We start from the raw sequence: 26,680 nt of genomic DNA, 5'->3' as shown, positions 1-26,680 counted from the left end.
GTGAACGCACCCTCCAGACCCCGCCAGCGGGTCAGCGTCGACCAGTTGGCCAGACGCCGACGCACGGTTGCCGGTGCGTGTGGTCCGGATACGCGCAGAAAGCCTTGCTGGCGCAATTCGTCCTCTATGCCAGTCGGCATGCCGTGATCGGGGTCGATTTCGCGTTGCTGCGGTCGCCAGAGATGATGGGCGACGAACTTCAGCAACAAGGCTTCGGACGCGGGCCAGGGGAGGGGGCTGCCGGTTGCAGCCATCGTCCAGGCTTCGAGATAGGCCAGATCCGAGGTCAGCGCACGCAGGGTGTTTTCGCCCATGCCTTCATTAACCAGATGACGCAGGGTTTCGACGTCCTCGTCCGTCAAAATACCCGCCAGCATGTCGCGTCGGTTCATCGGTAGAACAGACGCAATCGTGTCGAGGGCTTCGGCGCGCAATAGTGTTTTGGATTGATCGCTGTCAGTGATCATGGGCGAATGGGCCCAGAACAATGGCCTTTTCCGCGTGGGCGGTAGCGGCAAGATTGCGATCAAGTGTTGCCAGTGGCAGGCTTTCTGTCAGAGCGAGCGCCAGATAAGCAGCATCGTAAGCGCTGATCTGGTGGCGTCGGGCGACCCGAATGACTTCTGAATCCTCGCTGCGTGTTACCAGACGCAGTGGCAAGGCACGAAAACGCGTCAGGGCTGTGTACACCATGTCCTCGGCAATACGACCGCGCTTTTCGGCGATCAGCAGAATGCTGCGGATTTCATGCAGCAGAAGTTCCGGGGCGACAGCGTCTTCATCGGCCAACTGGTTCATCATCTCTGTGGCGAACGGATGATCCTCATCAGGCAGCAGCCATGCACCGGCTACTGATGCGTCGACAATAAAAGCCATCAGTAACGGCGCCCTTCTTCAATCCACGAGCGGATTTCTTTCTGGGTGACAGGTTGCGCCTGGGCCCGGAAAGCCTGTACAGCTTCAATCGCGGCCAGTCGCCGCTGCCGTTCATCAAGCGCCACGAGGCGCGCGATGGGCGTATTGCCACGCGAAATGATCACCTCTTCGCCCGCTTCGACCCGTGCCAGCAGGTCTGAAAGGTGCGTTTTGGCTTCAGCGACTTTCACGGTTACAGTCATGGCCAGATCCTCCGGCTGTTGATCAGGTGGCAGTGGCACCATTTATCGATTTCTTCACGACTTGGTCAATGCATTGGTCAACTTTCATACGATAACCATAAACGCTCGCGGTCTAAGCCTCAATCGGCGATGGCATACCTGCCGGGAAGCTGTTGGTTTGTTCTGACTGCCGCTATGAATGACTTCCTTGCAGAAGACGCTAGACTGTCTGGAGTTGCCGCAGATTCTAGGGTTGACGCGGCAAGATAGACAGGAAATTGACAGCAAACCAAAATTTTACACGGCCCTTAAGCACCGGTAGAAGGAGAAATGATGCAGAAGGTGGCGGTTATCCTCAGTGCCATTGTCTTGACGCTTTCGACCCCTGCGAAAGCCGATCGACTTGTTTGTTCTGAATCAGAACATCTGCGCTACATGAGAATGGTCAGCGAGGTTGGCGAAATGGGGATCGACCTTAGCCCTGTGGGACAGGATCGTGTGGTTTTCGAGAGGTTGATAGCCGCATATGAAACCCTCAATCCGAAGGGGCCGAAGACCTCGCTTTTCGTGGCGTATGTTCCCACCGGTCAGATTTATAGTCAAACATGTGCAGAAGAGCGCTGTACGATGGAAGAAATGGCAACACCGGAGCAAGCCTGTTTGATCGATCATATGAACCAATGCAGCTATATTGCACTTCGCTTCCGGGGCGAAGAGTTCTGCCTACTCCGTTCGCCGCAAAAATAGGTTTTTGATCCCGGCATCTGATGGATTTCTCGCTGGCATGATCGCCGAACTCCGTGCGGTATGCTGCTAATTTATCTCTGAGATCCTGAACTTTGCATCGGGACGCACTAGCTTTGAATTCTCATGGAAATCTCTGTCGCAATAGCCAGGCGTGAAAGTCCGACTTACACGGCCGATTTTGCAGTACTACAGGCCGCTTCTACCCTTTCTGCCTGCAAGCCGACTGACTGTTTCTCACCTCAACCCGGCCGTTTCAGCTCGTAATAGCTAAACTGTTTGATTGCCTTTAGATCAGTCGCTCGTCATTTCGATGACGGGAAACTTGCGAAGAATGGCATCGCATGAACGGATAAGTCCGGGCAGGCAGGACTGGTCTCCCTCCACGATGAAGCGATGATATTGGTTGATGTGATCAGCAGTAATTTCGATCACCGCTTCAATATGGCCCAACTTCTGCATTGTCAGAACGACATTGATTTCGGGTTCCAAACCCTTGAGTGTGGCTTCGCCTTCCAATGAAGCCGCCATTGCATTTAGTTGATCGCGGAATTTCTTGATGTCCGTTGTCATCAGGATTGGCCCTGCACATTCGATATGTGCGCCGTTAGCCTCCATGCGCGCACGAACCATCAGCCAATTTCCATCCCAGAAGTCCAACGTGTCCGGGAACTGGCGTCCATCAATCCAAAGCGAAAAGCCGCTAAAGCGCAAATCGGGTTCATCTATCATAGTCACAACAATGCCATGGCGTCCGTCCGTTTTCTACTCGCCAACGCAAAAGGACGCCGTTCCGCTTGGTACCCTATCTCAGACACGCGCCAAAACCTTCAAAGTCTACTCCGGCTACCAGTGGGGATCAGGCCATTCCCTGTAAGCGGATGTTTCCGAAACTCAACGGCTTTTCTTTTGTCAACAAGGGGAGGGGCACTGTTGTGAGCGCTCTGCCAGCCTGGTCTTCCTAATTGTGTTCTGATCGATTGGGCTGTCCCTGCATCGTTTTGACGGCCTGTTCATGCACGGTCAGTCGCGCAGCCTCGATAGCCGCAATAAAGGATTTGGCCCTAAAGCATCGGATTTTCAGCACCCCCGTAGCAAATAGGATGGTTATGGCGTCTGTAATCAGTCTTCGTTGAACTGAAATATCGACGATGTCCTCCAACTGTATTTCAACATTCAATTCGTCAGGATGAGCATGCAATGTCCGGTTCATGTCGTTCGGGCGGAAACTTAGAGTGGCGGCTGTCAGTTCACACTTGCCCCCGACCCACAATCCACCCTGCTTACGATGACGCTCATCAATCTGACCAGAGATTGTATCTGGCAAAAGATCGGTTTCCAGCGATCTTGCATTGTCAAAGAAAGCGTTGACGAGACGGCTATCGATAACGTTTGGCGTGGCATCCTCCCGATTAAGGTCTGTTGCAACAGGCATCCAGATATTAGCGCAAAGGAGAAGCTTTAGACAAATGAACCCGATTACAAAAGGAGGTCGTGTCAGCAGTTACGTCCTGTTGAATTGCCCAGCCAATCGACCGTTTGTGACCCTATCCAACCGTTGTTTGTTCGATGTGTCCGCATTCAAAGCTGCCGTTGAAATGGCGACTGGGCTGCTTCATCGTGCGGATTTCAATAGCCAGTTCCACACGTCCGCTATTGGTTCGGGATAGCGGCGCTTGCGCGGTGAGACCAGATAGAAATCCGATCCAACGCGTAATTCCGTCATGAAGGGCCGCGCGAGGCGGCCTGCTGCAATATCTTCCTGCACGAAGAAGAGGCTCGCCAGCGCCAAGCCCTGTCCCGCGATCGCCGCCTCGATGGCGAGCGAGGTCTGGTTGAAGCGGATGTTCTTCGTGGCCGCGCTCGCACCGTTTGGATAGGCCCGTTCGAGGAATTGGGGCCAGAAATTATGCGCGTCGTGCAGCAGCGCATAGCGCGTGAGATTGTCGCTTTCGTCGGGAGGACCAAGCTTTTCGAGGAGAAGCGGGCTGGCGACCGAGACAATCACCTGCTCGAATAGCAGCTCGGCGTTGAGACCCGGCCCAAAGGGCGGTCGTCCGTAGCGCACGGCAATATCGACCGCATCTGTCTGAAAGCTGGAAAGCCGGTCGCTGGCGACGATGCGCAAGTCTATGTCCGGGTGCGCGGCGGTGAAATCGGGCAGGCGCGGAATCAGCCAGCGCGAGGCGAATGTCGGCGTCACGCTGATGGTCAGGTGCCTTGGCTCCGGTTTCAGAGCATCGGTCGCTTCGGCGATCAGCTCGAACGCCCGTCGAATGTTGGCGGTATAGCTCCGGCCCGCCTCGGTCAGCGCCAGAGTGCGCGGCTGGCGCTCGAACAACTTCAACCCGAGTTCGGTTTCCAGTCCGCGAATCTGCTGCGCGACCGCCCCTTGCGTGACGCCAAGTTCTTCGGCCGCCAGCCGAAAATTGAGATGCCGTGTCACGACCTCGAACACGCGCAGGCCGTTGAGCGGGGGGAGACGTGGGAAGCCTTCTGCCATAAGATAGTTTTTCTACAGGATAATGAGAGTGGAACTGGTTCGTATTTGCTGCGTGAGGATGATAACAATCCACAACATCCCTGCATAGATGGCTTCTTGCCGTCCAATCGCTTTCAAAGGAGGCAGACATGTCAGTAGAAAAAGTGGCAATTATCACAGCAGGCGGTAGCGGCATGGGCGCGGCGGCAGCTCGCCGGCTGGCGGCGGACGGCTTCAAGGTGGGGGTCTTATCGTCTTCGGGCAAAGGCGAGGCGCTGGCCGAGGAGCTTGGCGGCTTAGGCGTGACCGGCTCCAACCAGTCGAACGACGACCTGAAGCGCCTCGTTGATGGCGCGCTTGAGCGTTGGGACCGCATCGACGTGCTGGTCAACAGCGCCGGCCACGGCCCGCGCAAGCCGATTCTCGAAATCACCGACGAGGACTGGCACGCCGGCTTTGACACCTATTTCCTGAATGTCGTGCGGCCGACGCGGCTGGTCGCGCCGGTCATGCAGAAGCAGAAGGGCGGCGTCATCATCAACATCTCCACAACATGGGCTTTCGAGCCGAGCAACATGTTTCCGACTTCGGCAGTCGCTCGCGCGGGCCTTGCTTCCTTCACCAAGATTTTTGCCGACGACTATGCGGCCGACAACATCCGCATGAACAATGTACTGCCCGGCTGGATCGACAGCCTTCCGACGACCGATGAGCGCCGCGACAGCGTGCCGTTGAAGCGATACGGTACGTCTGATGAGATCGCGGCGACGATTTCCTTCCTCGCTTCCGATGGCGCGGCCTATATCACCGGCCAGAATATCCGGGTTGATGGTGGCGTCACCCGCTCCGTGTGATCCCATGAAGAAAACCGCATGGTTGGCCTTCTGCTTCCTCGGCCTTGTCTGTGGAAGCAACTTCATCTTCGTAAAATGGGCGGCCGAATACATCACGCCCGCGCAGATCACACTCCTGCGCGTCGTCTTCGGCTTCCTGCCGGTCTTCCTGTTCGCCCTGCTGCGAGGGGAATTGCGATGGAGTCGCGCCCGGCATCATCAAAGGTCGATGCCGATGTCAGCTGCCCCTCATCCCTTGCGAAGAGAAATGACGAACGAGGACCTTCTTCGCTCCAGTCACCCAAGCCGGCGCTTCTTTATCTCACCAAGAAGCATGAAAATCATAAGACAAGCATTTCCAGCAAAAGTGCGTAGCGGTTTTGCGTCCGGATAATGCGTAAAAACAAATAGATAGAGCGGTTCCGACGATTCCGTTTAAATAGGAACCGCTCTAGCGACCTCCAAGCGGTCGTTCAGACGAGATAGCGACTGCTCATAGAGCAGACCTCAGGACCGGGCAGACTCGAATCTGGCCTTCATCTGATCTACGAAGTTCCGAACCCTTGACGGCATATGGTGGCGGGTGGGCAACACCGCCCAGATGGCGAGCCTGTCCGGTTCGACGTCGCGCAACGTGACTTCAACCAACGAACCCCCTCCAAGATCCTCCGCCACATCCCAATAGGTAAGCAGCGCAATGCCAGCGCCAGCCAGACAGGCCGCGCGCTCGGCTTCAACGCTGCTGGTAGAAAAGCGACCGCTCATTGGCTTGGCGATTTGCTCCTTTTCGCGCTTAAAGAGCCACGCGCCGATACCATGAAGGGTCAGACAGGAATGTCCGTTCAGGTCTGACAGGGTTTCCGGGTACCCGTGCATTTCGAGATAGCCGGGAGCCGCGCAAAGCACCCGCGGATTGTCCGCCAGTTTCACCGCGATCAATTCCGACGGCGGCAAGGGCGCGACGCGAATGGCGACGTCTATGCCGGATGCGACGATATCGACGATGCCATCGGTGAGCGTGACATCGGCTTGCAGCAGTGGATTGGCAGCCATCAACTTGGCGACCACCGGAACGACGAGCGAGCGACCGATCAGATTCGGGGCGGTCACCTTGAGGACGCCGCTGAGGCTCTCTGTCTGATCGGTGAAGGCCGCCACTGCGGCATTCCTGGCGTCGAGCATCGCCTGCGCAAGCGGCAGAAAGGTCTCGCCGTCCGGCGTCAGGGAAAGGGTGCGGGTGGTGCGATGAACGAGACGCACGCCGAGTTCCTCTTCAAGCCTCGCAAGTCCGCGACTGACCGCCATCGGAGACAGGCCGATCTGCCGCCCGGCGCCTGAAAGGCTACCGGCGGATACGATCGAACAGAAGAGAGAAACGTCTGATAAATCCATCATCTTAACGATATACGATAAAGTGCTTATCGTCCATCCCGCCTACCGGCGTGCCGTCGCAATCTTTACCTGATGTCCGGCGCGTTGATCCCTCCCTATTTCACTTAGGCAGTACGAACGATGCGCAACCATTGAAGGGAGATCGAGAATGAGCACTAACGCCAGCGCGTTTTTCACGCAGACCGATATAAACACCCTCACGCTTCACAATCGCCTCGCCGTCGCGCCGATGACGCGCGTGAGCGCTGCCAAGGATGGTACGGCCACTGCGGCTATGCAGCGCTATTATGAGCGCTTTGCGATGGGCGGCTTCGGCTTGCTGATTACCGAGGGCCTCTATACCGATCAGGCGTTCTCACAGGGCTACCACCACCAGCCCGGAGTCAGCGACGAGGCACAGGCGCGATCCTGGAAACCAGTCGTTGATGCTGTTCACGAACACGATGCCCGCATCTTTGCGCAGATCATGCATTCTGGTGCCCTCAGCTACGCCAATCGCTTCCGCAATGGCACGGTCGGACCGTCGGCGGTCAAGCCGAAGGGCAAGCAGAGCGAACTCTATTATGGCGAGGGCGAGTTTGTGATCCCCCGCGCCATGACGGAGGAGGAAATCGCCGACGCCATCGCAGGTTTTGCCATTGCCGCCGAGCGTGCGGTTAGCATCGCGGGGTTCGACGGGATCGAACTCCATGGTGCCAATGGCTACCTTATCGACCAGTTCCTGACCGACTATACCAACAGTCGCACTGACCGCTGGGGTGGAAGCACGCAGCGGCGGACTGAGTTCCTCATCGCCGTGTTCAAGGCTGTGCGCGAAAAGATCGGCGACGCCGTTCCGCTGGGCGCCCGCATCTCGCAGGCCAAGGTGAATGACTTCGTCCATAAATGGCAGGGCCGTGACGCGGATGCGGAGATTATTTTCGGCTCACTGGCCGATGCCGGCGCGGATTTCATCCATGTGACCGAATTCGAGGCATGGCAGCCGGCATTTGACGGTGGGCGTGAAAGCCTTGCAGCATTGGCGCGCCGCTTTGCACCGGGTGCTGCAATCATCGCCAATGGCGGCCTGCATGATCTGGCGCGCGCCGCGCAGATGATCGACCAGGGCGTCGACGTGATTGCGATCGGTCGCGGTGCACTGGCCAATCCCGATCTCCCCCGCCGCGCCGCAGCCGCACGAGAACTGGCAGTGTTCGACAGTGGCATTCTGGCTCCGATCGCCAACATCAAACAACACGAACTCGAAATGGCATGAGGCGATCACCGCGCACGACATGCCTCTCATACAAGAATGGAGTGAATGATGACCAAGGAGCAGCAAACAACGCTGAGGCTCGTCATGCCGCAATGGCAGGGCAGTGGCGCCAATTCCATCTATCCGCTTGGGGCATCCCTCCTGGCATGGCTTGCACCCGATAGCGACGATCCGCTTGTCGAGGTGCCGTCGCGCGACGTGAATGTCATCTCAAAGGCAGACGAGCAGGCGCTGTTCGCCGCGCTCAGCAAAGCCGGCTATCCGGCGGAGCAGCCAGCGGCCGCATAATCAGACTGACCATGCCTCTCACAAAGCGTGGCCGAAGCGCTGGCGGTATTCGCCGGGCGTCAGCCCGATGAACCGGGCGAAAATCTTGCGGAAGGCCCCCGGATCGGCATAACCCGTTTCCCATGCGATCTGCTCGACTGTGAGCGCGCTGAACTGCAACAGTTCGCACGCTTTACTGACCCGTAGCCGCTGCCCGTATTCCGACGTCGTCATGCCCGTCGCCTTGCGGAAACGGCGCAGGAAGGTGCGCCGTTCAAGACCTGCTTTCGTCGCCAGCGTTTCCAAAGTGATGTCCTTTGCCCCGGTGTCCTGTAACCAGCGCTGGACCTCCAGAACGGCGGCGTCGCCGTGGCCCGTCCGCGGCGAGAAGATGCTGTAATAGCGTTGCTCGCGCCCCGGCGGGTCGACCAGCAGGAAACGGGCGGTTTGCGTCATCACCTCCGCACCGCGCAGGCGTTCCACCAACCGCAGGCACAAATCGGTCCATGACATGACCCCACCCGCCGTCAGGATCTGGCCGCCATCGATCAACAGCCGGTCCACATCGACCGGCACGCGAGGAAAGTGGGTGCGAAACTGGTCTTCGAGAATCCAGTGCGTCGTCGATGGTCGCCCATTGAGAAGGCCGGTCTGTGCCAAAAGGAACGCTCCGGCGCAGACCGAGGCGAGAATTGTGCCGGCGGCATGGCGATCGCGCAGCCAGGCGAGATAGGGCGCGGCAATTTCGGCCGTTGCCGGAGAATCGAGGCTGGGCGGCAGGATCAGGACATCCGGCCCGATGCCCATGGACGTACCGCTGTCGTAGACCCGCTGCGGCGGGCTGCCTTCCGTCTCGATATGCCAATGACTGACGGCAATCCGGTTTGGTTCCGATTCAGCGTGTGGCGATGAGAAACGGTTGGAGACGATGAAGAGATCGGTCATCGAAAGGACCGCGGACATCTGCGCGCCCGGATAGATCAGCAGCCCGACCTCTATCTCCTTTTCCGCAGCCATTTGTCACTATTGCCCCTGATTATGTCTATATCGCCAATGGGCATAGACCAAACCGATCCTTATTGTCCAGTCATCGCAATTCCAACAGCCAAGAAAGGTGAGACCATGAGCAAACGCGCCGTTGTCGTCGTCGATCTCCAGAATGACTATTTTCCCGGCGGGAAGTACGAACTTGTCGGCATCGACAAGGCCGCCGAAAACGCAGCCCGCGTGATCGAGGCGGCCCGCCAGAAGGGCGACCGCGTTATCCACGTCCAGCACATCTTCCCCAGTCCCGACGCGCCGTTCTTCACGCTCGACTCTGAAGGCATCGAGATCAATCCTGTCGTCGCCTCGCGCGAGGGCGAGACGGTCGTGGTCAAGAACTATCCCAATTCCTTCCTCAAGACCGAGTTGAAGGAGATACTCGACGCCGACGGCATCGAGGACGTCGTGGTTGTCGGTGCGATGAGCCACATGTGTATCGACGCAACCACCCGAGCCGCCAGCGATTTCGGTTACAAGACGACCGTGGTTCAGGATGCCTGCGCGACGCGCGATCTCGAACATGAAGGCGTCACCGTGCCGGCTGCATCCGTGCATGCCGCCATGATGTCGGCGCTCGGCTTCGCCTATGCGACGATCACGGATACCGAGGCCTACGTCGCGCAGTAACCAGCCTTTCTGGTCCTCATGAACGCAATCTATTCGCCGGGGCTTCGATACGGCCCCGGCGGATGACTCTGCTGTTGGCGGCAGCATCAGCTTATCCGGAGAAGACAACATGTTCTCACAGATCATCGGTACGCGCGTCGGTACAGCGCCGGTTCCCGTCTCCATCCTCGACTTCGCCATGGCCGGGCAAGGGCTTGCCGCGCGTGAGGCGCTGGCGGCCAGCGTGGAACTGGCGCGTCTCGTCGACCGGCGCGGCTTCACCCGCTACTGGGTCGCCGAGCACCATTCCTCGCCAGGCGTTACTACCTCCTCGCCGCCAATGCTGCTGGCCCGTCTCGTCGGCGAAACCCGGCGCATCCGGCTGGGCGCGGGCGGCATGATGCTGCCCAACTTTCCACCGTTGGTCGTCGCCGAACAATTCGGGCTGCTGGCCTCAATGGCATCTGGCCGCATCGACCTTGGCATCGGCCGCGCGCCGGGCACCGACATGGCAACCGCCGCAGCACTTCGGCGCGGTCAGATCGGCGCGGAAGATTTCCCGGGCCAACTCATGGAGCTTCTCGCCTTCCTCGATGCCGATTTTCCAGGCGGCAATCCCTATGGCGGCAGCGTCCACGCAGTGCCGGGACCATGGCAGGATCACGAGAATGGCGTGCCGCGCTCGTTCCAGCGTCCGCCGGTCTGGCTGCTGGGATCTTCCGGCTATTCGGCGCAGTTGGCCGCACATCTGGGTTTTCCCTTCGCCTTCGCGGCACATCTCGCGGACCAAAATCTCGACATCGCGCTCGACCTCTATCGCAGCAAATTCCGGCCCTCCGCCATTCTCGACAAGCCCTATGTCATCGTCAGCTCCGGCGTGATGGCGGCCGATGATGAGCGTGAGGCGCAACGCCAGTCATGGGCCTATTCGCATGCGATGATGCGCATGTCGCAGGGCAAATCTTTTGTCGTACCAACGCCTGAAAATGCCGAAGCTTATTCCTATACGGCGCAGGAACGGCAGATCATCAGCATGTGGGATGCCAAGACGATGAAGGGCACCGGTGAACAGGTAGCGGAGCAACTCAACGCACGGCAGAAGCACACGAATGCTGACGAGATGATGATCCTGAACCTCGGTCACACGCCCTTAGCGATCCATCGCTCAACCGAACTGATCGCAGATGCCTATGACATGCCTGAGGATATGTCGGTAACGCCATAAGCGCCAATTTCCATGACATGGAGCAGGCCCATCTGCCCGCTCCATGTCATCATGGCCTCACGCCTGACGCGCGGGCCTGAAACCAAGCAGCCGTGACGCCTGCTGGACGGAACGATGACGGGATTACTCCATGGCTTCGGGGAGGGGAATGCCACGATTGGCGGCTTCGGTGAGATAGCCGGAGCGCAGACCATGGGCAGAAAATTCCGCCGGGTCGAGACCGGCCATTTGCGCGCGCCGCTTGACGATGGCGTTGACAGCACTGGGTTCCAGTGCCCGCGCGGAAACATTGCCCCAGCGATCGATCTTGCGAAACACGCTGCCCTTGACGATCTTGGCCGCTTCCAGCCAGCGGGTGAGGGCGTCGACGGGCCGTCCGGTAAGACAGACGATTTCTGGCCCTTATCCACTTTCCCTAAATAGCCTGTGGAATAGAAAAATTGGCATCTATGGACTGGGCCGGATTGGAAAAGCAATTGGGCGGAGACTGGAAGGGTTTGAGCTTCCCATCAATTATCATAATCGGCGCCCGGTTGCCGGCTGCGCTTACCAGTATTATAGCTCGCTACACAACCTCGCGATGGCCGTCGATACGTTAATATGTGCAGTTCCAGGCAATGCCGCCACCGATGGATCAATTAATGCCGATATATTGCAAGCGCTCGGGCCAACGGGCATTTTAATCAATATTGGACGCAGTAAAACTGTTGATCAGGATGCGCTTATTTTCTGTCTGGAAAACAAAATCATCAGTGCCGCTGGGCCCGATGTATTTGCAAATGAGTCTTGCGTCTCCGACGAAATGCTGATGCTGGAAAATACGTCGCGGCGGCCACATATTGCTCCCGCATCAGTTGATGCCCGAGGAGCAGTCGCTAATCTCGTTATTGATAATCTGCTTAGCTGGATTAAAACAGGAAAGACCATCACGCCAATCGAATAAAGGGTATTGTTGCGGGTTCTGTTGCAAATGTTTCCCGGTGCGGTCGATGGCGGAATAATGGGTCGCCTCGTCGTGCTCCGCGAGGAAGTCGCCCGCCGCATGATCGAGGGCGATGCACTCCATTTGGCACCAGTCCGAACATATCATTCCCCCTGCGCTTCGCCTTCTCTTGCGGCGTCATCAACGCTTGATAGGCTATGGGGTAATGTGAAAGCTACTGCAGGCTTAGGTCTGGTATCGACCGAGAGGTGGAAGACGTCCGGGCGCGCATAATGGCCGACCACGTCGAGATCGTATTTGCCTTGTGTGATGATGCGGCGGTCCAGTTCCGCAATCTGGATCGTTTCGCCCGTGAAATCCGGCTCGACGAGCACGTTGCCGAGCGGATCGACGATACAGGAGCCGCCGCGGATCAAAACGGTCGATGGGTTGTCGCCCTGGATGGGCGCAAAATCGGCCGGGCCGTCCGCCCTCGTCAAATACTGGCAGGCCGAGATGACAAAGCAGCGCCCCTCAAGTGCGATCGTGCGCATGGTCGGCAGCCAGGCGTCGCGATCATCGACGGTGGGCGCGCAATAGAGTTCGACACCCTGCGCATACATGGCCGCACGCAGCAGCGGCATGTAGTTTTCCCAGCAGATGACGCTGCCGATCCTGCCGATGGGCGTATCGACCACGCCGATGGTGGAACCGTCGCCAAAGCCCCAGACGAGACGCTCCAGCGCCGTCGGCATCAGCTTGCGGTGCTTGTAGAGAAGTTTTCCCGAAGGTGCATAGGTCAAGGTGGAGCAGTAAAGTGTGCCGCCGTCGCGCTCGATCACCCCCACCACGAGATGGACTTTCGCCTCGCGTGCGGCTTCGCCGATGCGTGCGGTTTCAGAACCGGGCAGATCGATGGCGCTGTCAAAATAGCGGCGGAACTCTTCTCTGCCTTCCGGGCTGCGGCTGCCAAGCCGTGCTCCGAAATCAAGGCCTTTCGGATAGCCGCCGACGAAGGCTTCGGGGAACACGACCAGATTCGCGCCGCGACCGGCGGCATCGCGGGTAAGCGCTTCTAGTTTTTCAATCGTCTTCGGCGTATCGAAGAGGACGGGTGCGGCCTGGACGACTGCGGCTTTGATCGGGTTCATCGGTTTCTCCGGGTTCAGACCACCGTTCGGATGGCGAAAGAGGGTTGGGCGATAAGATTGGCCAGTTGCGTCAGTCCGTCCTCCAGATCGTCCCTGTCCGGAGCGACCCCGAGAGAAATCCGCACCGCTTCAACCGGCTGGGCGACAGTGGCGAAAGCCGAGGCGGGAACGATCGAAACCCCGACGCGATCGGCATGTTCGGCAAAATCACTGGCGCGCCAGTGGGACGGAAGCTGTAGCCATACATGATGGCCATGCGGGTCGGCGGCGTAGCCAATATCGCCAAGCACCGATGCAGCCAGCTTCTGGCGTGTGGCATTTTCGTTCCGGATCGCCCGGGTGATCTCTCTGAGCGTGCCGTCGGAAACCCAGTGACTCGCCAAGGAAGCCAATAATGGCGGCGCCATCAGCACGGTTGCCCGCAATGTGCTGGCAAGCCGCAACGCGCCAGTGGCATCCGGCGCGACGACATAGGCGATGCGCAAAGCCGGCGTCGCGCATTTGGAAAGGGTTGCGATATGCCAGGTGATGTCGGGCGCAAGCCCGGCGATCGATGGCGTACGCTCCTGCCGCAGCGGAGCATATGGGTCATCCTCGATGATGGTGATCCCATGCTTGCGTGCGATCCCGATCAGGACACGGCGGCGCTCTTCGGGCAGGGTCGCCGTCGTCGGATTGTCGATGCTGGGGATAACGTAGAGAGCCTTCGGCACACGCTTGCGGCAAAGCCGCTCCAGAGCGTCCGGCAAGATGCCCTGCCTGTCCATGGCGAGAGGCTCAAGCACGAGCCCTTTTTGAAAAGCGACGGCCTTCAGGCCGGGATAGGTCATCGCGCCACACGCGATCACGTCACCACGATCAAGAAGTGTGTCGCAGATCGCAAAAAGGGCACTTTGCGCGCCGCCGGTGACGACAATCCGTTCCGACGTCACCCCGTCGATCCGATCGGCAAGCCAGTTTGCAGCCAGATGCCGGTCCGGCGCGGTGCCGGTGCTTTCCTGATAATGCAGGCTGAGCAAACCGCGTGACGTGCCCAGCACGGCGCTCATGCCTTGCGAAAGCAGCTTGCGGAAGTCGATCTCCGCCGGTTGTGGGGGGATGTTCATGCTGAGGTCGATGAGGGAATGGCCCTGAAGGGAGCCACCCTCCATCACCTCGCTGATGAAGGTGCCGCGTCCGGCCTGCGCCTGTACGAGTCCTCGACGGCGCGCTTCGTTGAAGGCGCGGGTGACAGTCGTCAGGTCGACGCCGAGCACTTCCGCGATGGCGCGCTGCGCCGGCAAACGCTCACCGGGCACCACCATACCGGACCGAATGTCCGCCTCAAGGGCTTCGACAATGCCGAGATACTTCATCCGGGCATTTTCGACCAGCCTCGGTCTCCACATGCACATCTCCAGAAATGTATGGCATGATTACATACGATGTCTTTATCATGTATGGCTTCCGATGAAAAGGGAGCACAGTCTGGCGGCTTGGCATCCCGGCTGATGCGTGTCCCGGCCATGGAGAAATCGGATGCAGTCGCTCGCTGCCGGCCAACGCGAACGGGCCAGCTACACTCTTCTGACGGATCAGTCGAGTGGCTTCAAGCTCGCCTCGATCTGCGCACGGCGTGGTTCCAGGAACGGCGGCAGCGACAGCGCCTCGCCCATGGTCTCGAACGGCTCGTCCACCGCAAAGCCCGGCGTGTCGCTGGCGATCTCGAACAGGTTGCCGCCCGGCTCGCGAAAATAGAGCGAGCGGAAATAATAGCGCTCGACCTCACCCGAGGACGGGATGCGGAAACTGCTCACATGCCGCGCCCAGTCATGGATCGACGCTTCATCCGGGACGCGGAAGGCGACGTGGTGTACGGCGCCCGCACCCTGCCGCGCGACATTCAGACCCGGCTGGACAGCGACATGCAGTTCCGCCGCGGGGCCGCCTTCGCCCATCTCGAACACATGCACCTGACCTTCGCCGTCGGGACTGGCATAGTCACGGACTGCGCGCATGTTCATCACGCGGGTCAGAACCGCTTCCGTCGGGCCGAGATCGGGCACCGAGATGGTGATTGGTCCAAGACCGCGAATCTGGTGCTCGGCCGGAACCGGGCTGCGCTCCCACGGATGGGTCTCGCCCGGTCGGTCGGCGGTCAAGCGGAAGCGTTGTCCTTCCGGATCCTCGAAGTCGAGTGTGGCGCGGGTATCCAGCGTCGTGATCTCGCCTGTCGCCAGATCGTTGTCGCGCAGGCGTGCCGCCCAGTAGTCGAGGCTCGCCTCGTTGACGCGCAGTCCGGTGCGGCTGATCGAATGCGTGCCGCGTTGCTCGCGTGCGACGGGCCAGTCGAAAAAGGTCAGATCCGTTCCCGGACTGCCCGCGCCGTCTGCAAAGAACAGGTGATAGGCGGACGTGTCGTCCTGATTGACGGTCTTCTTGACCCGCCGAAGCCCCAAGGTCCCGGTGTAGAAACGGTTATTGGCGGGCGCGTCGGCGGTGATCGCCGTCAGATGGTGAATGCCGGTGAGATTCATATCGGTCTCCTTTCATTGCCGCTAATATCGGCGTTCGCCGCCGGCATTGCCAGCTGCGTCTGATCGAAGCCGGTGTTCGGTTATTGCGAACGCCGGATGCGCTACTATATTGCATCGATGCGATATTCCCTGGATGAAATCGAGACCTTCCTGATGGTGATGGAGATGGGCACCATCTCCGCTGCCGCCTCTCCCGGCAGGATTTCGGCATAGCGGAACAAGTCTTGCGCCCAGGCAGCGTCAGGAGGTGAAGGACAGCCGTATTAACAGGCTGTTCATCACAGCGTGCTGCCACTCCACAGCCCTGCCGCCGGGCAGCCGGCCCAGCGCGGACACGGCGAGCAACGGTGCGTTATGTGGGCAGGAGAGCAATCCTGATTCCTCATCTTGCGGCATGCGTGCGCCCACGACGGTTGAAGCGCGCTGGAGCGGGCCCAATCCCTCTTCGCGCAGCAGCGCGGTGAACGAGCCTCCGCGCAACAGTCGGTTCTCGAAATCCGGAATGAGATCGAGCGGAAAATAACGTGTCGTCAACAGAAAGGGGACATCGTCTCCAAGAATGAGTGCCGTGTGCCGAAGCACCGGCATGCCTTCTCTTATCTCCAGCTTTGCTGCGACGTCGGAAGTCGCCGGCTCCACACCGCTCTGGATAACCCGCGAACGGCTGTCGACGCCAAGACGCTGCAATACGTCGCGAAACCGCGATCCCGCAACAACATCGCGCCGATCGCCGAACGTGCTCTCACCGCGCTAGGCACCGAAGCCGATCCGCAGGTCGATCTTTTCGACGAGCCCTTCGCCAGCCTCGACCAGCATCTGCGCGAACGGCTTCGCGAGGAAGTGCGCGACATCCAGCGCCGTGCTGGCATCACAATGATCTTCGTTACCCATGGGCAGGATGAGGCGCTCGCCATTGCGGATCGCATTGCCGTCATGCGCGACGGCAGGCTCGAACAGTTGAGCCGTCCCGACACGCTCTACCGCCAGCCGCAGACCGAATTCGTCGCAGGCTTTGTAGGCCAGATGAATCTGCTGCGCGGCGCAGTCCGCACCAATGTGATGAGCGCTGCGGGCATCGATCTTCCCGCCGTGCTTTCTGACGGGCCGGCGACGCTGGCGCTGCGGCCGGAAGACATCGTACTCAACCGGCGAAATGACGAGGGCGGCGCGACCGTTACCCGCGTTACCGATTTCGGCACACACCTGTCGATAGAGGTCGAGACCATATGCGGACATCGACTGAAGGTCATGACGCCGCCTGACACCGGCTGGTCCGCCGACATGCGCGCGGATGTCAGCGCGCGCAAGTTCGCGCTCTACCGCCAGGGCAGGCTTTGCTTCATGCCGTCATCCGCCTCCAGCGCTGCCGCCCACATTGGCACGGGCTCGTTTAGCGGCAGTCGGCACGACACCCTTTTGCACTGAAGGGTTGACCACGATCATGGGAGCGGAACTGTATGCCGATGGCCCCGAAAATGGCGAAATCTGGCATCTCTTTGCCAATGGCGTGCCGCTTGATTTTGCACCCCTTGTCACGGGGAGACCGTTATACAATTGGCGCAGCGCGCTCTTGATGCCGGGGCCTACGTTTCTGTAGCGCATCCGGGGTGGTACGGTCTGCTGCCGGGCGATGTCCTGATGATGCCAACTGGCCATGCCGTCGAGGCATCTAAGCCGAACTCAGGCAGAAATCCCACTTATCCCAGTTGTTCAAATTTCCCGAACCACCTTTCTCAGTACAGTTTTTCTTCACAGCGGTTTAACTTGATCGGCCCACCGGCGGTTTCGCCCAAGTCGATGCAGCGACCGGATGCGCACAGCCGCCAGCCGCCCCCAGTCAGGCCCGACGACGCCAAGACCAGCGATTTCTGCGCTGGCAGCTTTGGCCTATAGACCCACCAGCCGTCAATCAGCCGAGAACCTTCGGGCGGCTCCATTCCCGCGCCTGACCCTTTCACCCGCGCTTTGGTCAGCGCGAGACCGGCCGGTATAATCTGCCATTCCTCGTACCATTCCGACTTCTGCACTGAGTGGGTCCAGGAAAGCGAGAAGACGGAGGCTGCAATGACGATCGTCTTTCCAGCGGCGAGGATGCAAAGTGCACTCATGGTGATTTCTCAACACCATGCTTTAGCAGGGCGGTGAGGCGACGGCTGCGCCACCAATGGGCCGCCACTAGGGCAATGCCAAGCACCCACCCAGCCTCATCGGTCAGCGGCAAAGCCAGCAACAGGAGAACGCCGGCGAGAAAGCAACCTACCCGCTCCCACCAGTACGTTTTCATAAACAGATAGCCGACAACCGCCGTGCCCCAGAGCGCGATGCCGAAGCAGGCTTTCAGGAATATATAGCTCACCTCGCCCCAATAGCCGATATAGGCCGAAAGAGGCCCTGGATCCTGAAGCATCAACGCTGGCGTATAGACCGCCATGAAGGGCACGACGAAACCGGCCGTCGCGAGTTTGGTCGCCTGAATCGAAATCTTGAGGCCGGATGTCTTGGCCATGGGTGCGGCTGCGAAGCAGGCAAGCGCAACCGGTGGTGTGAGATCCGCCATGATGCCGAAATAGAAGACGAACATGTGACTGACCAGCAGCGGCACACCGAGCTCCAGCAGGGCAGGGCCAGCCAGCGACGATGTAATGATGTAGTTGGGGATCGTGGGAATACCCATACCCAGCACCAGGCAGGTGATCATTGTCAGGATCAGCGACAGGAACAAATTGTTCTCGCCGATGGCTATAACCCAGCCTATGAAAGTGGAGGCGATGCCGGTCAGCGTCAGCGTACCGATGACGATACCGACAACGGCGCAGGCGATGCCGACTGGCAGCGCATTCTTCGCGCCTTCTGCCATGGAGTCACGACAGATGAGCAATGTTTCGCGCCCGCCCTTGAACACCGCGCATGCAGCGATCAGCAGGCCGATCACGATGGCAAGGATGTTGACGCCGAACCTCATGAAGGCCGCAGCCGCCAGCCCAAGAGCGATCCAGAATACGACGCGAAAGGCGAAGGGGCCGATCAGCGCGGCAAGGGGAGTGCCGAGGATCAGCACGACGATCAGTGCAAGCCCCATAGTGCCGGCGAAGATCGGCGTATAGCCGGCAAATAGCAGATAGACCAGCATGCCAAGCGGCAAAACCAGCGGCCAGTGTCGGCGCAGCGCCAACCAGGGGTCAGGCAGGCTCTTCTTGTCCAGGCCGCCAAGACTTGCCTTGCCCGCTTCCAGATGCACCATCCAGAAGCAGGTGCCGAAATAGAGGACGGCAGGAATGAGAGCTGCCTTGACGACCTCGACATAGGGAACGTTCAATGTCTCCGCCATGATGAAGGCGACTGCGCCCATCACCGGCGGCATGATCTGCCCACCCATGGATGAGGTCGCTTCGACACCTCCAGCAAAGGCGGACCGGAAGCCGAAGCGTTTCATCAGCGGAATGGTGAACTGGCCGGAGGCCACGACATTGGCGACGCCGGAGCCTGAGATGGTGCCCATCAGGGCAGACGACATGACGCAGACCTGCGCCGGGCCGCCACGCCACGCGCCTACAAGGCCAAGCGCAAAATCATTGAACAGGGCTAGCATCCCGGCACGTTCGAGGAAAGCGGCAAACACGACAAAGATGAAGATATAGGCCGCCGAGACATAGACCGGCGTGCCGTAAATTCCCTCCGTACCAAAACCGAAATGCTCGATGATCTGCGCGAAGTCATAGCCACGATGGATGAAGGGGGGCGGTAGGTAATTACCAAAGAAGCAGTAGGCCAGAAATATCCCGGCGATAATGGTAAGCGGCCAGCCCATCAGGCGACGCGCCCCTTCAAAGACCAGCACGATAACCATGGTGCCCACGATCAGGTCGGGAACCGTGTGAAATCCCGAACGCATGATCAGGTCTTTGTAGAAGATCCAATTATAGACCCCGGTTAGAAAGCCGAGAAGGCCCAGCAGCCAGAACCATGCCTTGCTGGCCGGATTCTTCGCGACAAGATTACCAATGAGAGCAAAGCCAAGCAGCAGCAGGAAGCCAACATGCATGGCTCGGACAATCTGGCTGGCCAGCGTTCCGTAAGCTGCGGTCCATAGCTGGAATAATGAGAACGTAAAGGCGATCCAGAAGGCGATCCGGCCAAAAACGCCTTCGCCGAAACCGGGCGGCAGGCCCTCGATGGTTTCTTCCGCGCTATCTTGTAAAATGATCGGCCCTTCACCCTTGCCAGCTATGCTCACTGTTGCCCTCCATGCAATGGAAGCGCCAGCCATATCTGGCTGCGCCTGATCTGCGGATTGTTGATGAGTAAGGGGGGCGTCCAATGCAGACGTCCCCCTCAGGCTTGGGGTGATTATTTCAGGATGCCTGCTTCGCGATAATAGCGTTCGGCGCCCGGATGCAACGGGACAGGCATGCCGTCCAGCGCCTTGGCCGGATCGATAGCCTTGGCCGCAGCGTGTGAGGCAATGAGCTGCGGCAAATTCTCGAAGAGCAATTTGGTCATCTGATAGGCCGTCTCGTCCGAAACACCATCATGGGTAATCAGGAAGTTACCGACCGCAGCCGTTTCGACGTCGGCGCTCTGGCCGTCATAGGTGTCGGCAGGAATAATAACCGGGATGTAAGGCGCACCGATTTTATCGACGTCCGCCTTGGGCACCGCCACGACGTTGATCGGCAGCGAGGTTGCAAGATCGCGGATCGAGGCGACACCAAGTCCAGCCGACTGCAAGGTCGCGTCAAGCTGGCGGTTTTTTATCAGTTCTACCGATTCCGCGAATGGCAGGTATTCGATCTTGCCCAGATCCTCATATTTCATGCCAGCGGCGGTGAAAATGGCGCGCGCATTGAGTTCTGTGCCCGAAGCCGGAGCGCCGACAGAAAGGCTTTTGCCCTTCAGGTCAGCCAGTGACTTGATGCCGGACTCCTGACTGGCAACGATCTGAATATAGTTCGGATAAATAGCGGCTATGCCGCGCAGCTTGTCGAGGGGCTGCGGAAAGCCAGCTTCCTTGTTGCCCTTGACGGCTTCCTGCACTGAATCGCCCAACGAGAAGCCGATCTCGCCCTTGCCTTGCTGCAGCAGGTTGAGATTCTCGACTGAAGCCTTGGTGGCCTGCACCTGCGTGCGCGAACCCTGAATACCCTTGGCGTAGATTTCCGACAGTGCCACACCGAGCGGATAATAGACGCCCGAGGTGCCCCCGGTGAGTACGTTGATGAATTCCTGTGCCTGTGCGCCCATTGCGGACAGGCTAAGCGACAGGGCTGCGGCCCCGCCGATCAAAGTGCGTCGTGCCAATGTGATCATACTCTTCCTCCCTGTATGTTCACGAAGGAGTTTAGACGGATGATACGAAATCGGAAAGGCCAGACATCGATTTTCCGCAGTGGCTCTTCTTCCCTGCGTTTCATTCAGAAAGGCAGCCGCGTTGGCCACAGTCTCAGCATTGTAAATGGCGAGGTGCAGGAGACGATCAAACACCCAGATAGCGGTTCTGAATCTCGGTGCCCATGTCTTGCGATTTCCCCCGCCAGACTGTTCTGCCTCGCTCCAAAACGACGCAGCGGTCGGCGACCGGCAATAGTTCCGACAGGGTTTTATCAACGATTAGAATGGATTGTCCCCGGCGTTTTAATTCCCTTACGGCTTTCCAGATTTCCAGCCGGATGATTGGGGCCAGTCCCTCGGTTGCCTCGTCGAGCACAATCAGTTCCGGATTGGTCATCAAAGCCCGGCCCACAGCCAGCATCTGCTGCTCACCGCCCGAAAGCGTATTTGCCATTTGCCGGTGACGTTCCTTCAGGCGTGGAAACAGTTCATTGACTGTTTCGAGCGTCCACTCTCCGCGTCGTGCAGATACGAGCAGGTTTTCTGCGACGGTAAGATTGGGAAAGCAACGTCGTCCTTCAGGCACCAGGCCCAATCCAAGACGAGCGATGCGGTAAGGGGCCATGGCGGAAATATCGCGCCCCATGAAACTGATCTTGCCCTTGCGGGCTGGCGTCAAGCCGAAGATGGAGCGGATGGTGGTGGTTTTCCCCATGCCATTGCGGCCCATCAAGGCGACGACCTCGCCTTTTACAATATGCAGATCAACGCCAAACAGCGCTTGGGAAGCGCCGTAGAATGTTTCAACCTGATTGAGTTCGAGCAACATTACCCGGTCTCTCCCAGATAGGCTTCGCGCACCAGCGCATTATTGCGGATTTCGGCGGCGGTGCCGTGGGCAATGATACGGCCATAAACCAGCACGGAAATCCGGTCCGCCAGCGCAAACACTGCATCCATATCATGCTCAACCAGAAGTATGGGAACCTCATGGCGCAAGGCATCCAGAAAGCCGGTTAACTGTTTTGACCCTTCCGGCCCCATTCCTGCCATCGGTTCATCCAGTAAAAGCGCTTTGGAGCGCAAAGCCAGCGCAATGGCAATTTCCAATTGGCGGCGCTCGCCATGGGAAAGTTCTGCGCTGGGTATATCCTTTCGGTTTTCAAGCCGGACCCGCTCAAGAATTGCTGCGGCTTCATCTTTCAATGCTGTATCGCGCATCACTGGTTGCCAGAACCGGAAACTGGAACCCTGACGAGCCTGCAAAGCCAGCATCACATTCCGCAAGGCGGAGAATTCCGGCATGAGGGACGACACTTGAAATGTTCGCCCCAGCCCCAATTGCGCCCTTTGCACGCCATCGAGCGAGCCAATATCTCGTCCATCGAAATACAGGCTTCCGCTATCATGCGCGATCGTTCCTGCGATCTGTGCAATCAGCGTGGATTTTCCTGCGCCATTGGGTCCGATCAGGGCGTGAATTTCGCCCTTGCGAAGATCAAGGCTCACATTGTCGGTGGCTTTGAGCATGTCGAAGCTTTTATGCAGGTTCTTTATTTCCAGAATAGTCTCAACCATAATGGATTTTCCCGGCAAAAAGACCAACGATGCCGCCGCGTGCAAACATGACCACGCCAAGCAGGATCAGCCCGAAGAATAGCTGCCAATGCTCAACCCAGCCGCCGAGCGCAAATTCAAACACCACATAGAGAACCGCGCCGATCAGGGGACCGAACAAGCGCCCGGTTCCGCCGAGAATGATCAGCACGATGAGTTCGCCCGACATATGCCAGGAGAACATGGATGGGCTGACAAAGCGGTTAAGTTCAACGAAAAGCGCGCCCGCAAGAGCGGTGATCATTCCGGATAGGACAAAGGCGACGAGCCGGATTTTTAAAGGTGCAATACCCAGCGATGACAGGCGGGTCTCATTTTGCCGCGCACCTTCCAGCGCCGCGCCAAAGCGCGAATTTCGCAGGCGCGAAAACAAAAACAAAACCACGAGCAGCAACCCGTAAGCGATGATGAAAAAGCTCAAGGGCTGGAGAGTGTTAACACCGGGAAAATTGTTACGCAGCGCCAATGGCAAACCGTCTTCGCCCCCATAAGCGGGCCAGGAGATGGCGAAGTAATAAATCATCTGGGCGAAAGCCAGCGTGATCATAATGAAATATACGCCCGATGTGCGCAGGCTGATGATGCCGATCAGCAGCGCGACCAGCCCGGCAACAAGCATGGCTACCGGCCAGATAACGAGCATCTGATCGCTGCCATGAATTGCAATCGGCCAATTGAATATCGCGCTCTGGTCCATCGCATGGGTTGCCATGACACCGGCAACATAGCCGCCAATGCCGAAAAACGCCGCATGTCCGAAAGAGATCAGCCCGCCAAGACCCAATATCAGGTTAAGCCCCGTGGCTGCCAATGCCAGAATGGCAATCCGGGTTACTAGTGAAATATAGAATATTTCACCGAGCTGATGGGCGACCAGTGCAACGACCGGCAATGCCAGCGCGAACACCAGACTGATCGACATTTCGCGTGTCATTGTGCTTGCCCCCACCATTTTGCAGCTTTGACTCTATCCATTTGCCGCAAACAATCCCCGGGGCCGTATCGTGAGAATAATCGCCATAACGATATAGATGAGCATCGATGCCAAAGCGGTTCCTGCTGTTGCGGCCTGTGAAGGGTCCATGAATATGGTGAATAGTTTTGGCAGCAAAAAGCGCCCCATCGTATCGACCACGCCGACCAGAACAGCTCCCGCCAGCGCCCCTTTGATCGAGCCGATTCCGCCAATGACAATCACCACAAAAGCCAGGATCAGCACCGGCTCGCCCATCCCCACCTGCACCGATTGCAAGGCACCGATCAATGCGCCTGCAAGGCCGGCTAATGCTGCACCAACTGCAAATACGATCGTATTGAGTTTGGCAATATCGACGCCTAATGCGCTGATCATTTCCCGATCGGATTCACCAGCGCGAATACGCATTCCCAGTCGTGTTCTGGAGATCAAGAGATAAAGACCTATCGAAACAAGGATGCCTGCGCCGATAATTGCGAGGCGGTATAGCTGATATTGCAGTCCGCCCGGCAATGTCACGGCCCCCTGTAAGATTGGCGGAATGTCGAGATAATACGGAAAAGAACCAAAAACCCAGCGCGTTGCATCGGAGAAGATCAGGATGAGGGCAAAAGTCGCCAGAACCTGATCCAGATGGCTGCGATTATAGAGCTTGCGAATAATCGCCATTTCAATAATCGCACCAGCCGCAGCGGCGGCAATCAGGCTTGCCGCCAGTCCGAGCCAGAATGAACCGGTTGCCGCAGCCACCACTGCACAGGCGAACGCCCCGACCATAAACAGCGAGCCGTGGGCAAGATTGATAACCCCCATCACGCCGAATATCAGGGTCAGGCCAGCCGCCATCAAGAACAGCATCACGCCAAATTGCAACCCGTTGAGTAGCTGCTCAATGAAAAGTGCAGATGACAAAACCGCTGCCATTCATATTTTGATCAAAGTTTGCAATCGTGCGCGTAAGCATCCTGACGGTCCGTGAGGCTTTTTGCCACGATCTTGTTGGTCAGAACGCCGTCCTCTTTGATCACTTCGCGGATATAAATATCCTGGATCGGATGGTTATTATTGCCGAAAGAAAACTTTCCACGCACTGAATCGAAGTCTGCGGCCTTCATTGCGGCACGGAATGCTTCTTTGTCGTTGATATTGGCCTTGGCGGCAGCAGACAGGATCAGATTGGCCGCATCATAGCCCTGCGTTGCATAAAGCGAAGGCAGGCGGCCATATTCTTTCTGGAAAGCTTCGACATAGGCCTTATTGGCCGGGTTATCGAGATCCTTGGACCAATGTGACGAGTTTCTCACACCGATTGCCGCATCGCCGATGGCAGCCAGAACGTCCTGATCAAAAGAGAAGCCCGGACCCATGACAGGAATGGTCATGCCGGATTGGGAATATTGCTTCATGAATGCAATACCCATGCCGCCGGGGAGAAAGAAATAGACAGAATCCGCGCCGGAATTACGGATTTGGGCAATTTCGGCGGCATAATCGGTCTGGCCGATCTTGGTATAGATTTCACCGGCGAGTTCGCCCTTGTAAAAGCGCTTGAAGCCGGTCAGGGCATCGGTGCCTGCGGGATAGTTCGGTGCAAGAATGAAGCTCTTTTTATAGCCTGCATCATTGGCGTAATTGCCAACCGCTTCATGCAGATTATCGTTTTGATAGGCAGCGTTGAAATAATTGGCGTTGCATTTGGCGCCTGCCAAGGCGGATGGCCCGGCATTGGTGGAAACGTAGATCTTGTCCTGCGCTACGACGCTTGGCACCACTGCCATGGCGAGATTGGACCAGACGATGCCGGTGAGAATGTCTACCTTGTCGCTCTGCACCATTTTATCGGCGATCTGAACCGCCAGTTCCGGTTTTTGGGCATCGTCCTCGACAATGACCTCAACATCCTCATTGCCGGATTGTTTCACGGCCAGCAAAAAGCCATCGCGAATATCAATGCCAAGACCTGCTCCGCCCCCGGACAGGGTGGTGATCATCCCGATTTTCAGGGGATCGGCTATTGCGGAATTCGAGAATGCCATAGTCAGGCCGAAGCAGGCGGCTGACAGAGCAAGAGCGGTGCGTTTCATTTATGTTCTCTCCCAATTGTTATCTCGTTGAATAATAAACTTTTGCTGGTTACAAGTTTTATTTTGCTATTTGCCGTAACTCGCGGTGGTTATTCAACGTCTCATGCATTTTTATAGACATAGGAGCTTGCGCGTCAGTGGATGATCCGGATCGCAAAGGCCGTCAATAATGTTCATATGGTGCTTTTCGGGTTCCTCAACCGCATCGATACGGCAGTCAAACCCGCTCCACATATTCGCCAGAACCTGATTCTGCCTGACGAATTCCGGCAATTCCGCAGCTCCGGCCCAGGCGGTCACATCGATGCCCGTTAAAGGCTCAAGCAGAGCCGGGCTTTCGCGGCGCGCCTGTGCAAGATCGAGCCGGAGATCGTTATTCATTTCAATTCGTAGCAAAGGCCGCAGATCGTTCAATGCGGAGATCGGCATGATTTTGCGCAAACGTTGATGCAGGCTGCGGTTCAAAGGCGTTGACGCCGCTCCCATACGCGCCACAAGATGTCCACCTGCGGAATGGCCTGCAAGATGCAGCGGCCCGTCGACCATCGATGCGGCCTGCCTGATCGCCATGCCGATTTCTTCGGTGATGTCACCAATCGCTGCCTGCGGGCACAGGGTATAGGAGGGGAGGGCAACAGCGTAACCGCGCAGGACTGCGCCGTGAGCCAAATGAGTGAAGTAGCTTTTATCGAACCGGAGCCAGTAACCGCCATGCACAAAGACAACCAAACCGCATGGCTGCCCGTCCGGCATCACAATATCCAGCAGATTACGCTCGCGTGAACCGTAGCGCACATCGCCGATAAACCGTCCTTGTGCCTGCATGGCTTCGCGCATTTCGCGCGAGCGCTTCAGCCATAAAGGCGGATATGAGGCCGAATCCGTGACATGGTTTACGTTGGAATAGGCCAGATCCCAATCTTTGATCGTCGATTCCACGGTCTTTTTCTGCATTTCCACCTCTCCCGATGAGAAATCACTAGCAAGAAGAGGGGATTATCTCCAACACTATAAAGATAACACTTGCTGATAAGGCAGGGTGACGGGTGATTTCGCGCCACGATTGCATTGCTGGCTGATGCAATCCGGCTGCGTTATTTTGCTTGAATATGATGGTTTCGCCAAGCTACAGAAGTTTCAT

The 26,680-nt window shown here is 57.9% G+C and carries 29 protein-coding genes and 2 pseudogenes; 9 read left to right on the top strand and 22 right to left on the bottom strand.

Features of this window, described 5'->3' with window-relative positions:
- The 3 genes and pseudogenes from DKP76_RS18050 to DKP76_RS18040 form a co-directional block, all read right to left on the bottom strand.
- A pseudogene (locus tag DKP76_RS18050) lies at nucleotides 1-467 on the bottom strand (integrase); the annotation flags it as partial.
- Nucleotides 457-876, bottom strand: a complete 420-nt coding sequence (locus DKP76_RS18045; RefSeq protein WP_109708042.1) for a type II toxin-antitoxin system VapC family toxin — start codon at nucleotides 874-876, stop codon at nucleotides 457-459. The gene DKP76_RS18045 and the pseudogene DKP76_RS18050, both read right to left, overlap by 11 nt.
- On the bottom strand, nucleotides 876-1,118 hold the full coding sequence (locus DKP76_RS18040; RefSeq protein WP_109708047.1) for a type II toxin-antitoxin system Phd/YefM family antitoxin: 243 nt from the start codon (nucleotides 1,116-1,118) through the stop codon (nucleotides 876-878). Before DKP76_RS18040 ends, DKP76_RS18045 begins: the two co-directional genes overlap by 1 nt.
- A 309-nt stretch (nucleotides 1,119-1,427) precedes the next feature.
- Between DKP76_RS18040 and DKP76_RS18035 the strand changes: the two genes are divergently transcribed.
- Nucleotides 1,428-1,844, top strand: coding sequence for a hypothetical protein (locus DKP76_RS18035; protein WP_146198951.1), 417 nt, complete (start codon nucleotides 1,428-1,430; stop codon nucleotides 1,842-1,844).
- 291 nt (nucleotides 1,845-2,135) lie between these two features.
- On the opposite strand, the gene DKP76_RS18030 is transcribed toward DKP76_RS18035, so the two are convergent.
- The 3 genes from DKP76_RS18030 to gcvA all read right to left on the bottom strand — a co-directional run bounded on the left by DKP76_RS18030 (nucleotide 2,136) and on the right by gcvA (nucleotide 4,344).
- On the bottom strand, nucleotides 2,136-2,573 hold the full coding sequence (locus DKP76_RS18030; protein ID WP_109708040.1) for a WapI family immunity protein: 438 nt from the start codon (nucleotides 2,571-2,573) through the stop codon (nucleotides 2,136-2,138).
- Nucleotides 2,574-2,802: 229 nt separating this feature from the next.
- Complete coding sequence (locus DKP76_RS18025; RefSeq protein WP_109708039.1) at nucleotides 2,803-3,276, bottom strand: hypothetical protein; 474 nt, start codon at nucleotides 3,274-3,276, stop codon at nucleotides 2,803-2,805.
- 180 nt (nucleotides 3,277-3,456) lie between these two features.
- A complete protein-coding gene (gcvA, locus tag DKP76_RS18020) occupies nucleotides 3,457-4,344 on the bottom strand; it encodes a transcriptional regulator GcvA (RefSeq protein WP_109708038.1) in 888 nt (295 codons plus the stop codon).
- Between the two features lie 128 nt (nucleotides 4,345-4,472).
- Between gcvA and DKP76_RS18015 the strand changes: the two genes are divergently transcribed.
- The gene (locus tag DKP76_RS18015; protein ID WP_109708037.1) at nucleotides 4,473-5,177 is read left to right on the top strand and encodes an SDR family oxidoreductase; all 705 of its coding nucleotides are present in this window, start codon (nucleotides 4,473-4,475) and stop codon (nucleotides 5,175-5,177) included.
- A 4-nt stretch (nucleotides 5,178-5,181) separates the two neighbouring features.
- Nucleotides 5,182-5,550: a hypothetical protein gene (locus tag DKP76_RS19290; RefSeq protein ID WP_158279470.1), complete on the top strand. Its 369-nt coding sequence runs from the start codon at nucleotides 5,182-5,184 to the stop codon at nucleotides 5,548-5,550.
- 113 nt (nucleotides 5,551-5,663) lie between these two features.
- On the opposite strand, the gene DKP76_RS18005 is transcribed toward DKP76_RS19290, so the two are convergent.
- Nucleotides 5,664-6,551 (bottom strand): LysR family transcriptional regulator, encoded by an 888-nt coding sequence (locus DKP76_RS18005; RefSeq protein ID WP_245410284.1) that lies wholly within the window; start codon nucleotides 6,549-6,551, stop codon nucleotides 5,664-5,666.
- 145 nt (nucleotides 6,552-6,696) lie between these two features.
- Here DKP76_RS18005 and DKP76_RS18000 point away from each other — a divergent pair, with 145 nt between their 5' ends.
- The gene (locus tag DKP76_RS18000; RefSeq protein WP_109708035.1) at nucleotides 6,697-7,803 is read left to right on the top strand and encodes an oxidoreductase; all 1,107 of its coding nucleotides are present in this window, start codon (nucleotides 6,697-6,699) and stop codon (nucleotides 7,801-7,803) included.
- 45 nt (nucleotides 7,804-7,848) lie between these two features.
- Nucleotides 7,849-8,091, top strand: a complete 243-nt coding sequence (locus tag DKP76_RS19530; RefSeq protein WP_199224856.1) for a hypothetical protein — start codon at nucleotides 7,849-7,851, stop codon at nucleotides 8,089-8,091.
- 18 nt (nucleotides 8,092-8,109) lie between these two features.
- Here DKP76_RS19530 and DKP76_RS17990 read toward each other — a convergent pair whose 3' ends face one another.
- The gene (locus tag DKP76_RS17990) at nucleotides 8,110-9,087 is read right to left on the bottom strand and encodes a GlxA family transcriptional regulator (RefSeq protein WP_109708034.1); all 978 of its coding nucleotides are present in this window, start codon (nucleotides 9,085-9,087) and stop codon (nucleotides 8,110-8,112) included.
- Between the two features lie 105 nt (nucleotides 9,088-9,192).
- Between DKP76_RS17990 and DKP76_RS17985 the strand changes: the two genes are divergently transcribed.
- Together DKP76_RS17985 and DKP76_RS17980 are read left to right on the top strand one after the other, a co-directional pair.
- Complete coding sequence (locus DKP76_RS17985) at nucleotides 9,193-9,741, top strand: cysteine hydrolase family protein (RefSeq protein WP_109708033.1); 549 nt, start codon at nucleotides 9,193-9,195, stop codon at nucleotides 9,739-9,741.
- A gap of 109 nt (nucleotides 9,742-9,850) precedes the next feature.
- On the top strand, nucleotides 9,851-10,945 hold the full coding sequence (locus DKP76_RS17980; RefSeq protein ID WP_109708032.1) for an LLM class flavin-dependent oxidoreductase: 1,095 nt from the start codon (nucleotides 9,851-9,853) through the stop codon (nucleotides 10,943-10,945).
- Nucleotides 10,946-11,071: 126 nt separating this feature from the next.
- Here the strand turns inward: DKP76_RS17980 and DKP76_RS17975 are convergent.
- Nucleotides 11,072-11,341, bottom strand: a pseudogene (locus DKP76_RS17975) (site-specific integrase); the annotation flags it as partial.
- Here DKP76_RS17975 and DKP76_RS17970 point away from each other — a divergent pair.
- Nucleotides 11,301-11,888, top strand: a complete 588-nt coding sequence (locus tag DKP76_RS17970; RefSeq protein ID WP_245410285.1) for an NAD(P)-dependent oxidoreductase — start codon at nucleotides 11,301-11,303, stop codon at nucleotides 11,886-11,888. The pseudogene DKP76_RS17975 and the gene DKP76_RS17970 sit on opposite strands and share 41 nt — an antisense overlap.
- Nucleotides 11,889-12,031: 143 nt before the next feature.
- Here DKP76_RS17970 and DKP76_RS17965 read toward each other — a convergent pair whose 3' ends face one another.
- From DKP76_RS17965 to DKP76_RS17950, 4 genes are all read right to left on the bottom strand, one after another.
- Nucleotides 12,032-13,018, bottom strand: a complete 987-nt coding sequence (locus tag DKP76_RS17965) for a carbon-nitrogen hydrolase family protein (RefSeq protein WP_109708029.1) — start codon at nucleotides 13,016-13,018, stop codon at nucleotides 12,032-12,034.
- A gap of 14 nt (nucleotides 13,019-13,032) precedes the next feature.
- Complete coding sequence (locus tag DKP76_RS17960; RefSeq protein WP_109708028.1) at nucleotides 13,033-14,406, bottom strand: aminotransferase-like domain-containing protein; 1,374 nt, start codon at nucleotides 14,404-14,406, stop codon at nucleotides 13,033-13,035.
- 186 nt (nucleotides 14,407-14,592) lie between these two features.
- Nucleotides 14,593-15,534 (bottom strand): ring-cleaving dioxygenase, encoded by a 942-nt coding sequence (locus DKP76_RS17955; RefSeq protein ID WP_109708027.1) that lies wholly within the window; start codon nucleotides 15,532-15,534, stop codon nucleotides 14,593-14,595.
- A gap of 240 nt (nucleotides 15,535-15,774) precedes the next feature.
- Complete coding sequence (locus DKP76_RS17950) at nucleotides 15,775-16,173, bottom strand: GntR family transcriptional regulator (RefSeq protein WP_158279467.1); 399 nt, start codon at nucleotides 16,171-16,173, stop codon at nucleotides 15,775-15,777.
- Between DKP76_RS17950 and DKP76_RS17945 the strand changes: the two genes are divergently transcribed.
- On the top strand, nucleotides 16,105-16,959 hold the full coding sequence (locus DKP76_RS17945; protein WP_245410283.1) for an ABC transporter ATP-binding protein: 855 nt from the start codon (nucleotides 16,105-16,107) through the stop codon (nucleotides 16,957-16,959). The genes DKP76_RS17950 and DKP76_RS17945 overlap by 69 nt on opposite strands.
- Before the next feature lie 308 nt (nucleotides 16,960-17,267).
- Here DKP76_RS17945 and DKP76_RS17940 read toward each other — a convergent pair whose 3' ends face one another.
- From DKP76_RS17940 to DKP76_RS17900, 9 genes are all read right to left on the bottom strand, one after another.
- Nucleotides 17,268-17,642, bottom strand: coding sequence for a DUF1850 domain-containing protein (locus tag DKP76_RS17940; RefSeq protein WP_109708026.1), 375 nt, complete (start codon nucleotides 17,640-17,642; stop codon nucleotides 17,268-17,270).
- Nucleotides 17,639-19,801 carry a TRAP transporter permease gene (locus DKP76_RS17935; protein ID WP_109708025.1) on the bottom strand — a complete coding sequence of 721 codons (2,163 nt, stop codon included), beginning with the start codon at nucleotides 19,799-19,801 and terminating at the stop codon, nucleotides 17,639-17,641. The genes DKP76_RS17940 and DKP76_RS17935 overlap by 4 nt, the downstream gene beginning before the upstream one ends.
- 80 nt (nucleotides 19,802-19,881) lie before the next feature.
- Nucleotides 19,882-20,841 (bottom strand): TAXI family TRAP transporter solute-binding subunit, encoded by a 960-nt coding sequence (locus DKP76_RS17930; protein ID WP_109708024.1) that lies wholly within the window; start codon nucleotides 20,839-20,841, stop codon nucleotides 19,882-19,884.
- Nucleotides 20,842-21,007: 166 nt separating this feature from the next.
- Nucleotides 21,008-21,691 (bottom strand): ABC transporter ATP-binding protein, encoded by a 684-nt coding sequence (locus DKP76_RS17925; RefSeq protein WP_199224855.1) that lies wholly within the window; start codon nucleotides 21,689-21,691, stop codon nucleotides 21,008-21,010.
- Complete coding sequence (locus DKP76_RS17920; protein ID WP_109708023.1) at nucleotides 21,691-22,440, bottom strand: ABC transporter ATP-binding protein; 750 nt, start codon at nucleotides 22,438-22,440, stop codon at nucleotides 21,691-21,693. Before DKP76_RS17920 ends, DKP76_RS17925 begins: the two co-directional genes overlap by 1 nt.
- Nucleotides 22,433-23,413 carry a branched-chain amino acid ABC transporter permease gene (locus DKP76_RS17915; RefSeq protein ID WP_109708022.1) on the bottom strand — a complete coding sequence of 327 codons (981 nt, stop codon included), beginning with the start codon at nucleotides 23,411-23,413 and terminating at the stop codon, nucleotides 22,433-22,435. Before DKP76_RS17915 ends, DKP76_RS17920 begins: the two co-directional genes overlap by 8 nt.
- 33 nt (nucleotides 23,414-23,446) lie before the next feature.
- Nucleotides 23,447-24,367: a branched-chain amino acid ABC transporter permease gene (locus DKP76_RS17910; RefSeq protein WP_109708043.1), complete on the bottom strand. Its 921-nt coding sequence runs from the start codon at nucleotides 24,365-24,367 to the stop codon at nucleotides 23,447-23,449.
- 23 nt (nucleotides 24,368-24,390) lie between these two features.
- The gene (locus tag DKP76_RS17905) at nucleotides 24,391-25,491 is read right to left on the bottom strand and encodes an ABC transporter substrate-binding protein (RefSeq protein ID WP_425349420.1); all 1,101 of its coding nucleotides are present in this window, start codon (nucleotides 25,489-25,491) and stop codon (nucleotides 24,391-24,393) included.
- 159 nt (nucleotides 25,492-25,650) lie between these two features.
- Nucleotides 25,651-26,493 carry an alpha/beta hydrolase gene (locus tag DKP76_RS17900; RefSeq protein WP_109708020.1) on the bottom strand — a complete coding sequence of 281 codons (843 nt, stop codon included), beginning with the start codon at nucleotides 26,491-26,493 and terminating at the stop codon, nucleotides 25,651-25,653.
- Nucleotides 26,494-26,680 lie beyond the last annotated feature (187 nt).

This window comes from Falsochrobactrum shanghaiense (assembly GCF_003149535.1).
GTDB classification, from domain to species: Bacteria; Pseudomonadota; Alphaproteobacteria; order Rhizobiales; family Rhizobiaceae; genus Brucella; species Brucella shanghaiense.
This window is presented reverse-complemented; position numbering and strand designations above follow the sequence as displayed.

What these genes read in the sequence shown, in the direction of transcription:
- DKP76_RS18015 (WP_109708037.1), top strand. Translation starts at nt 4,473, where the DNA reads ATGTCAGTAGAAAAAGTGGCAATTATCACAGCAGGCGGTAGCGGCATG.
- DKP76_RS17935 (WP_109708025.1), bottom strand. Translation starts at nt 19,801, where the DNA reads ATGGCTGGCGCTTCCATTGCATGGAGGGCAACAGTGAGCATAGCTGGC.
- DKP76_RS17940 (WP_109708026.1), bottom strand. Translation starts at nt 17,642, where the DNA reads ATGAGTGCACTTTGCATCCTCGCCGCTGGAAAGACGATCGTCATTGCA.
- DKP76_RS17965 (WP_109708029.1), bottom strand. Translation starts at nt 13,018, where the DNA reads ATGAACCCGATCAAAGCCGCAGTCGTCCAGGCCGCACCCGTCCTCTTC.
- DKP76_RS18035 (WP_146198951.1), top strand. Translation starts at nt 1,428, where the DNA reads ATGATGCAGAAGGTGGCGGTTATCCTCAGTGCCATTGTCTTGACGCTT.
- DKP76_RS18030 (WP_109708040.1), bottom strand. Translation starts at nt 2,573, where the DNA reads ATGATAGATGAACCCGATTTGCGCTTTAGCGGCTTTTCGCTTTGGATT.
- DKP76_RS17990 (WP_109708034.1), bottom strand. Translation starts at nt 9,087, where the DNA reads ATGGCTGCGGAAAAGGAGATAGAGGTCGGGCTGCTGATCTATCCGGGC.
- DKP76_RS18005 (WP_245410284.1), bottom strand. Translation starts at nt 6,551, where the DNA reads ATGATGGATTTATCAGACGTTTCTCTCTTCTGTTCGATCGTATCCGCC.
- DKP76_RS17930 (WP_109708024.1), bottom strand. Translation starts at nt 20,841, where the DNA reads ATGATCACATTGGCACGACGCACTTTGATCGGCGGGGCCGCAGCCCTG.
- DKP76_RS17900 (WP_109708020.1), bottom strand. Translation starts at nt 26,493, where the DNA reads ATGCAGAAAAAGACCGTGGAATCGACGATCAAAGATTGGGATCTGGCC.
- DKP76_RS18025 (WP_109708039.1), bottom strand. Translation starts at nt 3,276, where the DNA reads ATGCCTGTTGCAACAGACCTTAATCGGGAGGATGCCACGCCAAACGTT.
- DKP76_RS17925 (WP_199224855.1), bottom strand. Translation starts at nt 21,691, where the DNA reads ATGTTGCTCGAACTCAATCAGGTTGAAACATTCTACGGCGCTTCCCAA.
- DKP76_RS18045 (WP_109708042.1), bottom strand. Translation starts at nt 876, where the DNA reads ATGGCTTTTATTGTCGACGCATCAGTAGCCGGTGCATGGCTGCTGCCT.
- DKP76_RS17955 (WP_109708027.1), bottom strand. Translation starts at nt 15,534, where the DNA reads ATGAATCTCACCGGCATTCACCATCTGACGGCGATCACCGCCGACGCG.
- DKP76_RS17985 (WP_109708033.1), top strand. Translation starts at nt 9,193, where the DNA reads ATGAGCAAACGCGCCGTTGTCGTCGTCGATCTCCAGAATGACTATTTT.
- DKP76_RS19290 (WP_158279470.1), top strand. Translation starts at nt 5,182, where the DNA reads ATGAAGAAAACCGCATGGTTGGCCTTCTGCTTCCTCGGCCTTGTCTGT.
- DKP76_RS17915 (WP_109708022.1), bottom strand. Translation starts at nt 23,413, where the DNA reads ATGACACGCGAAATGTCGATCAGTCTGGTGTTCGCGCTGGCATTGCCG.
- DKP76_RS17980 (WP_109708032.1), top strand. Translation starts at nt 9,851, where the DNA reads ATGTTCTCACAGATCATCGGTACGCGCGTCGGTACAGCGCCGGTTCCC.
- DKP76_RS19530 (WP_199224856.1), top strand. Translation starts at nt 7,849, where the DNA reads ATGATGACCAAGGAGCAGCAAACAACGCTGAGGCTCGTCATGCCGCAA.
- DKP76_RS18040 (WP_109708047.1), bottom strand. Translation starts at nt 1,118, where the DNA reads ATGACTGTAACCGTGAAAGTCGCTGAAGCCAAAACGCACCTTTCAGAC.
- DKP76_RS17920 (WP_109708023.1), bottom strand. Translation starts at nt 22,440, where the DNA reads ATGGTTGAGACTATTCTGGAAATAAAGAACCTGCATAAAAGCTTCGAC.
- gcvA (WP_109708038.1), bottom strand. Translation starts at nt 4,344, where the DNA reads ATGGCAGAAGGCTTCCCACGTCTCCCCCCGCTCAACGGCCTGCGCGTG.
- DKP76_RS17960 (WP_109708028.1), bottom strand. Translation starts at nt 14,406, where the DNA reads ATGTGGAGACCGAGGCTGGTCGAAAATGCCCGGATGAAGTATCTCGGC.
- DKP76_RS17905 (WP_425349420.1), bottom strand. Translation starts at nt 25,491, where the DNA reads ATGGCATTCTCGAATTCCGCAATAGCCGATCCCCTGAAAATCGGGATG.
- DKP76_RS18000 (WP_109708035.1), top strand. Translation starts at nt 6,697, where the DNA reads ATGAGCACTAACGCCAGCGCGTTTTTCACGCAGACCGATATAAACACC.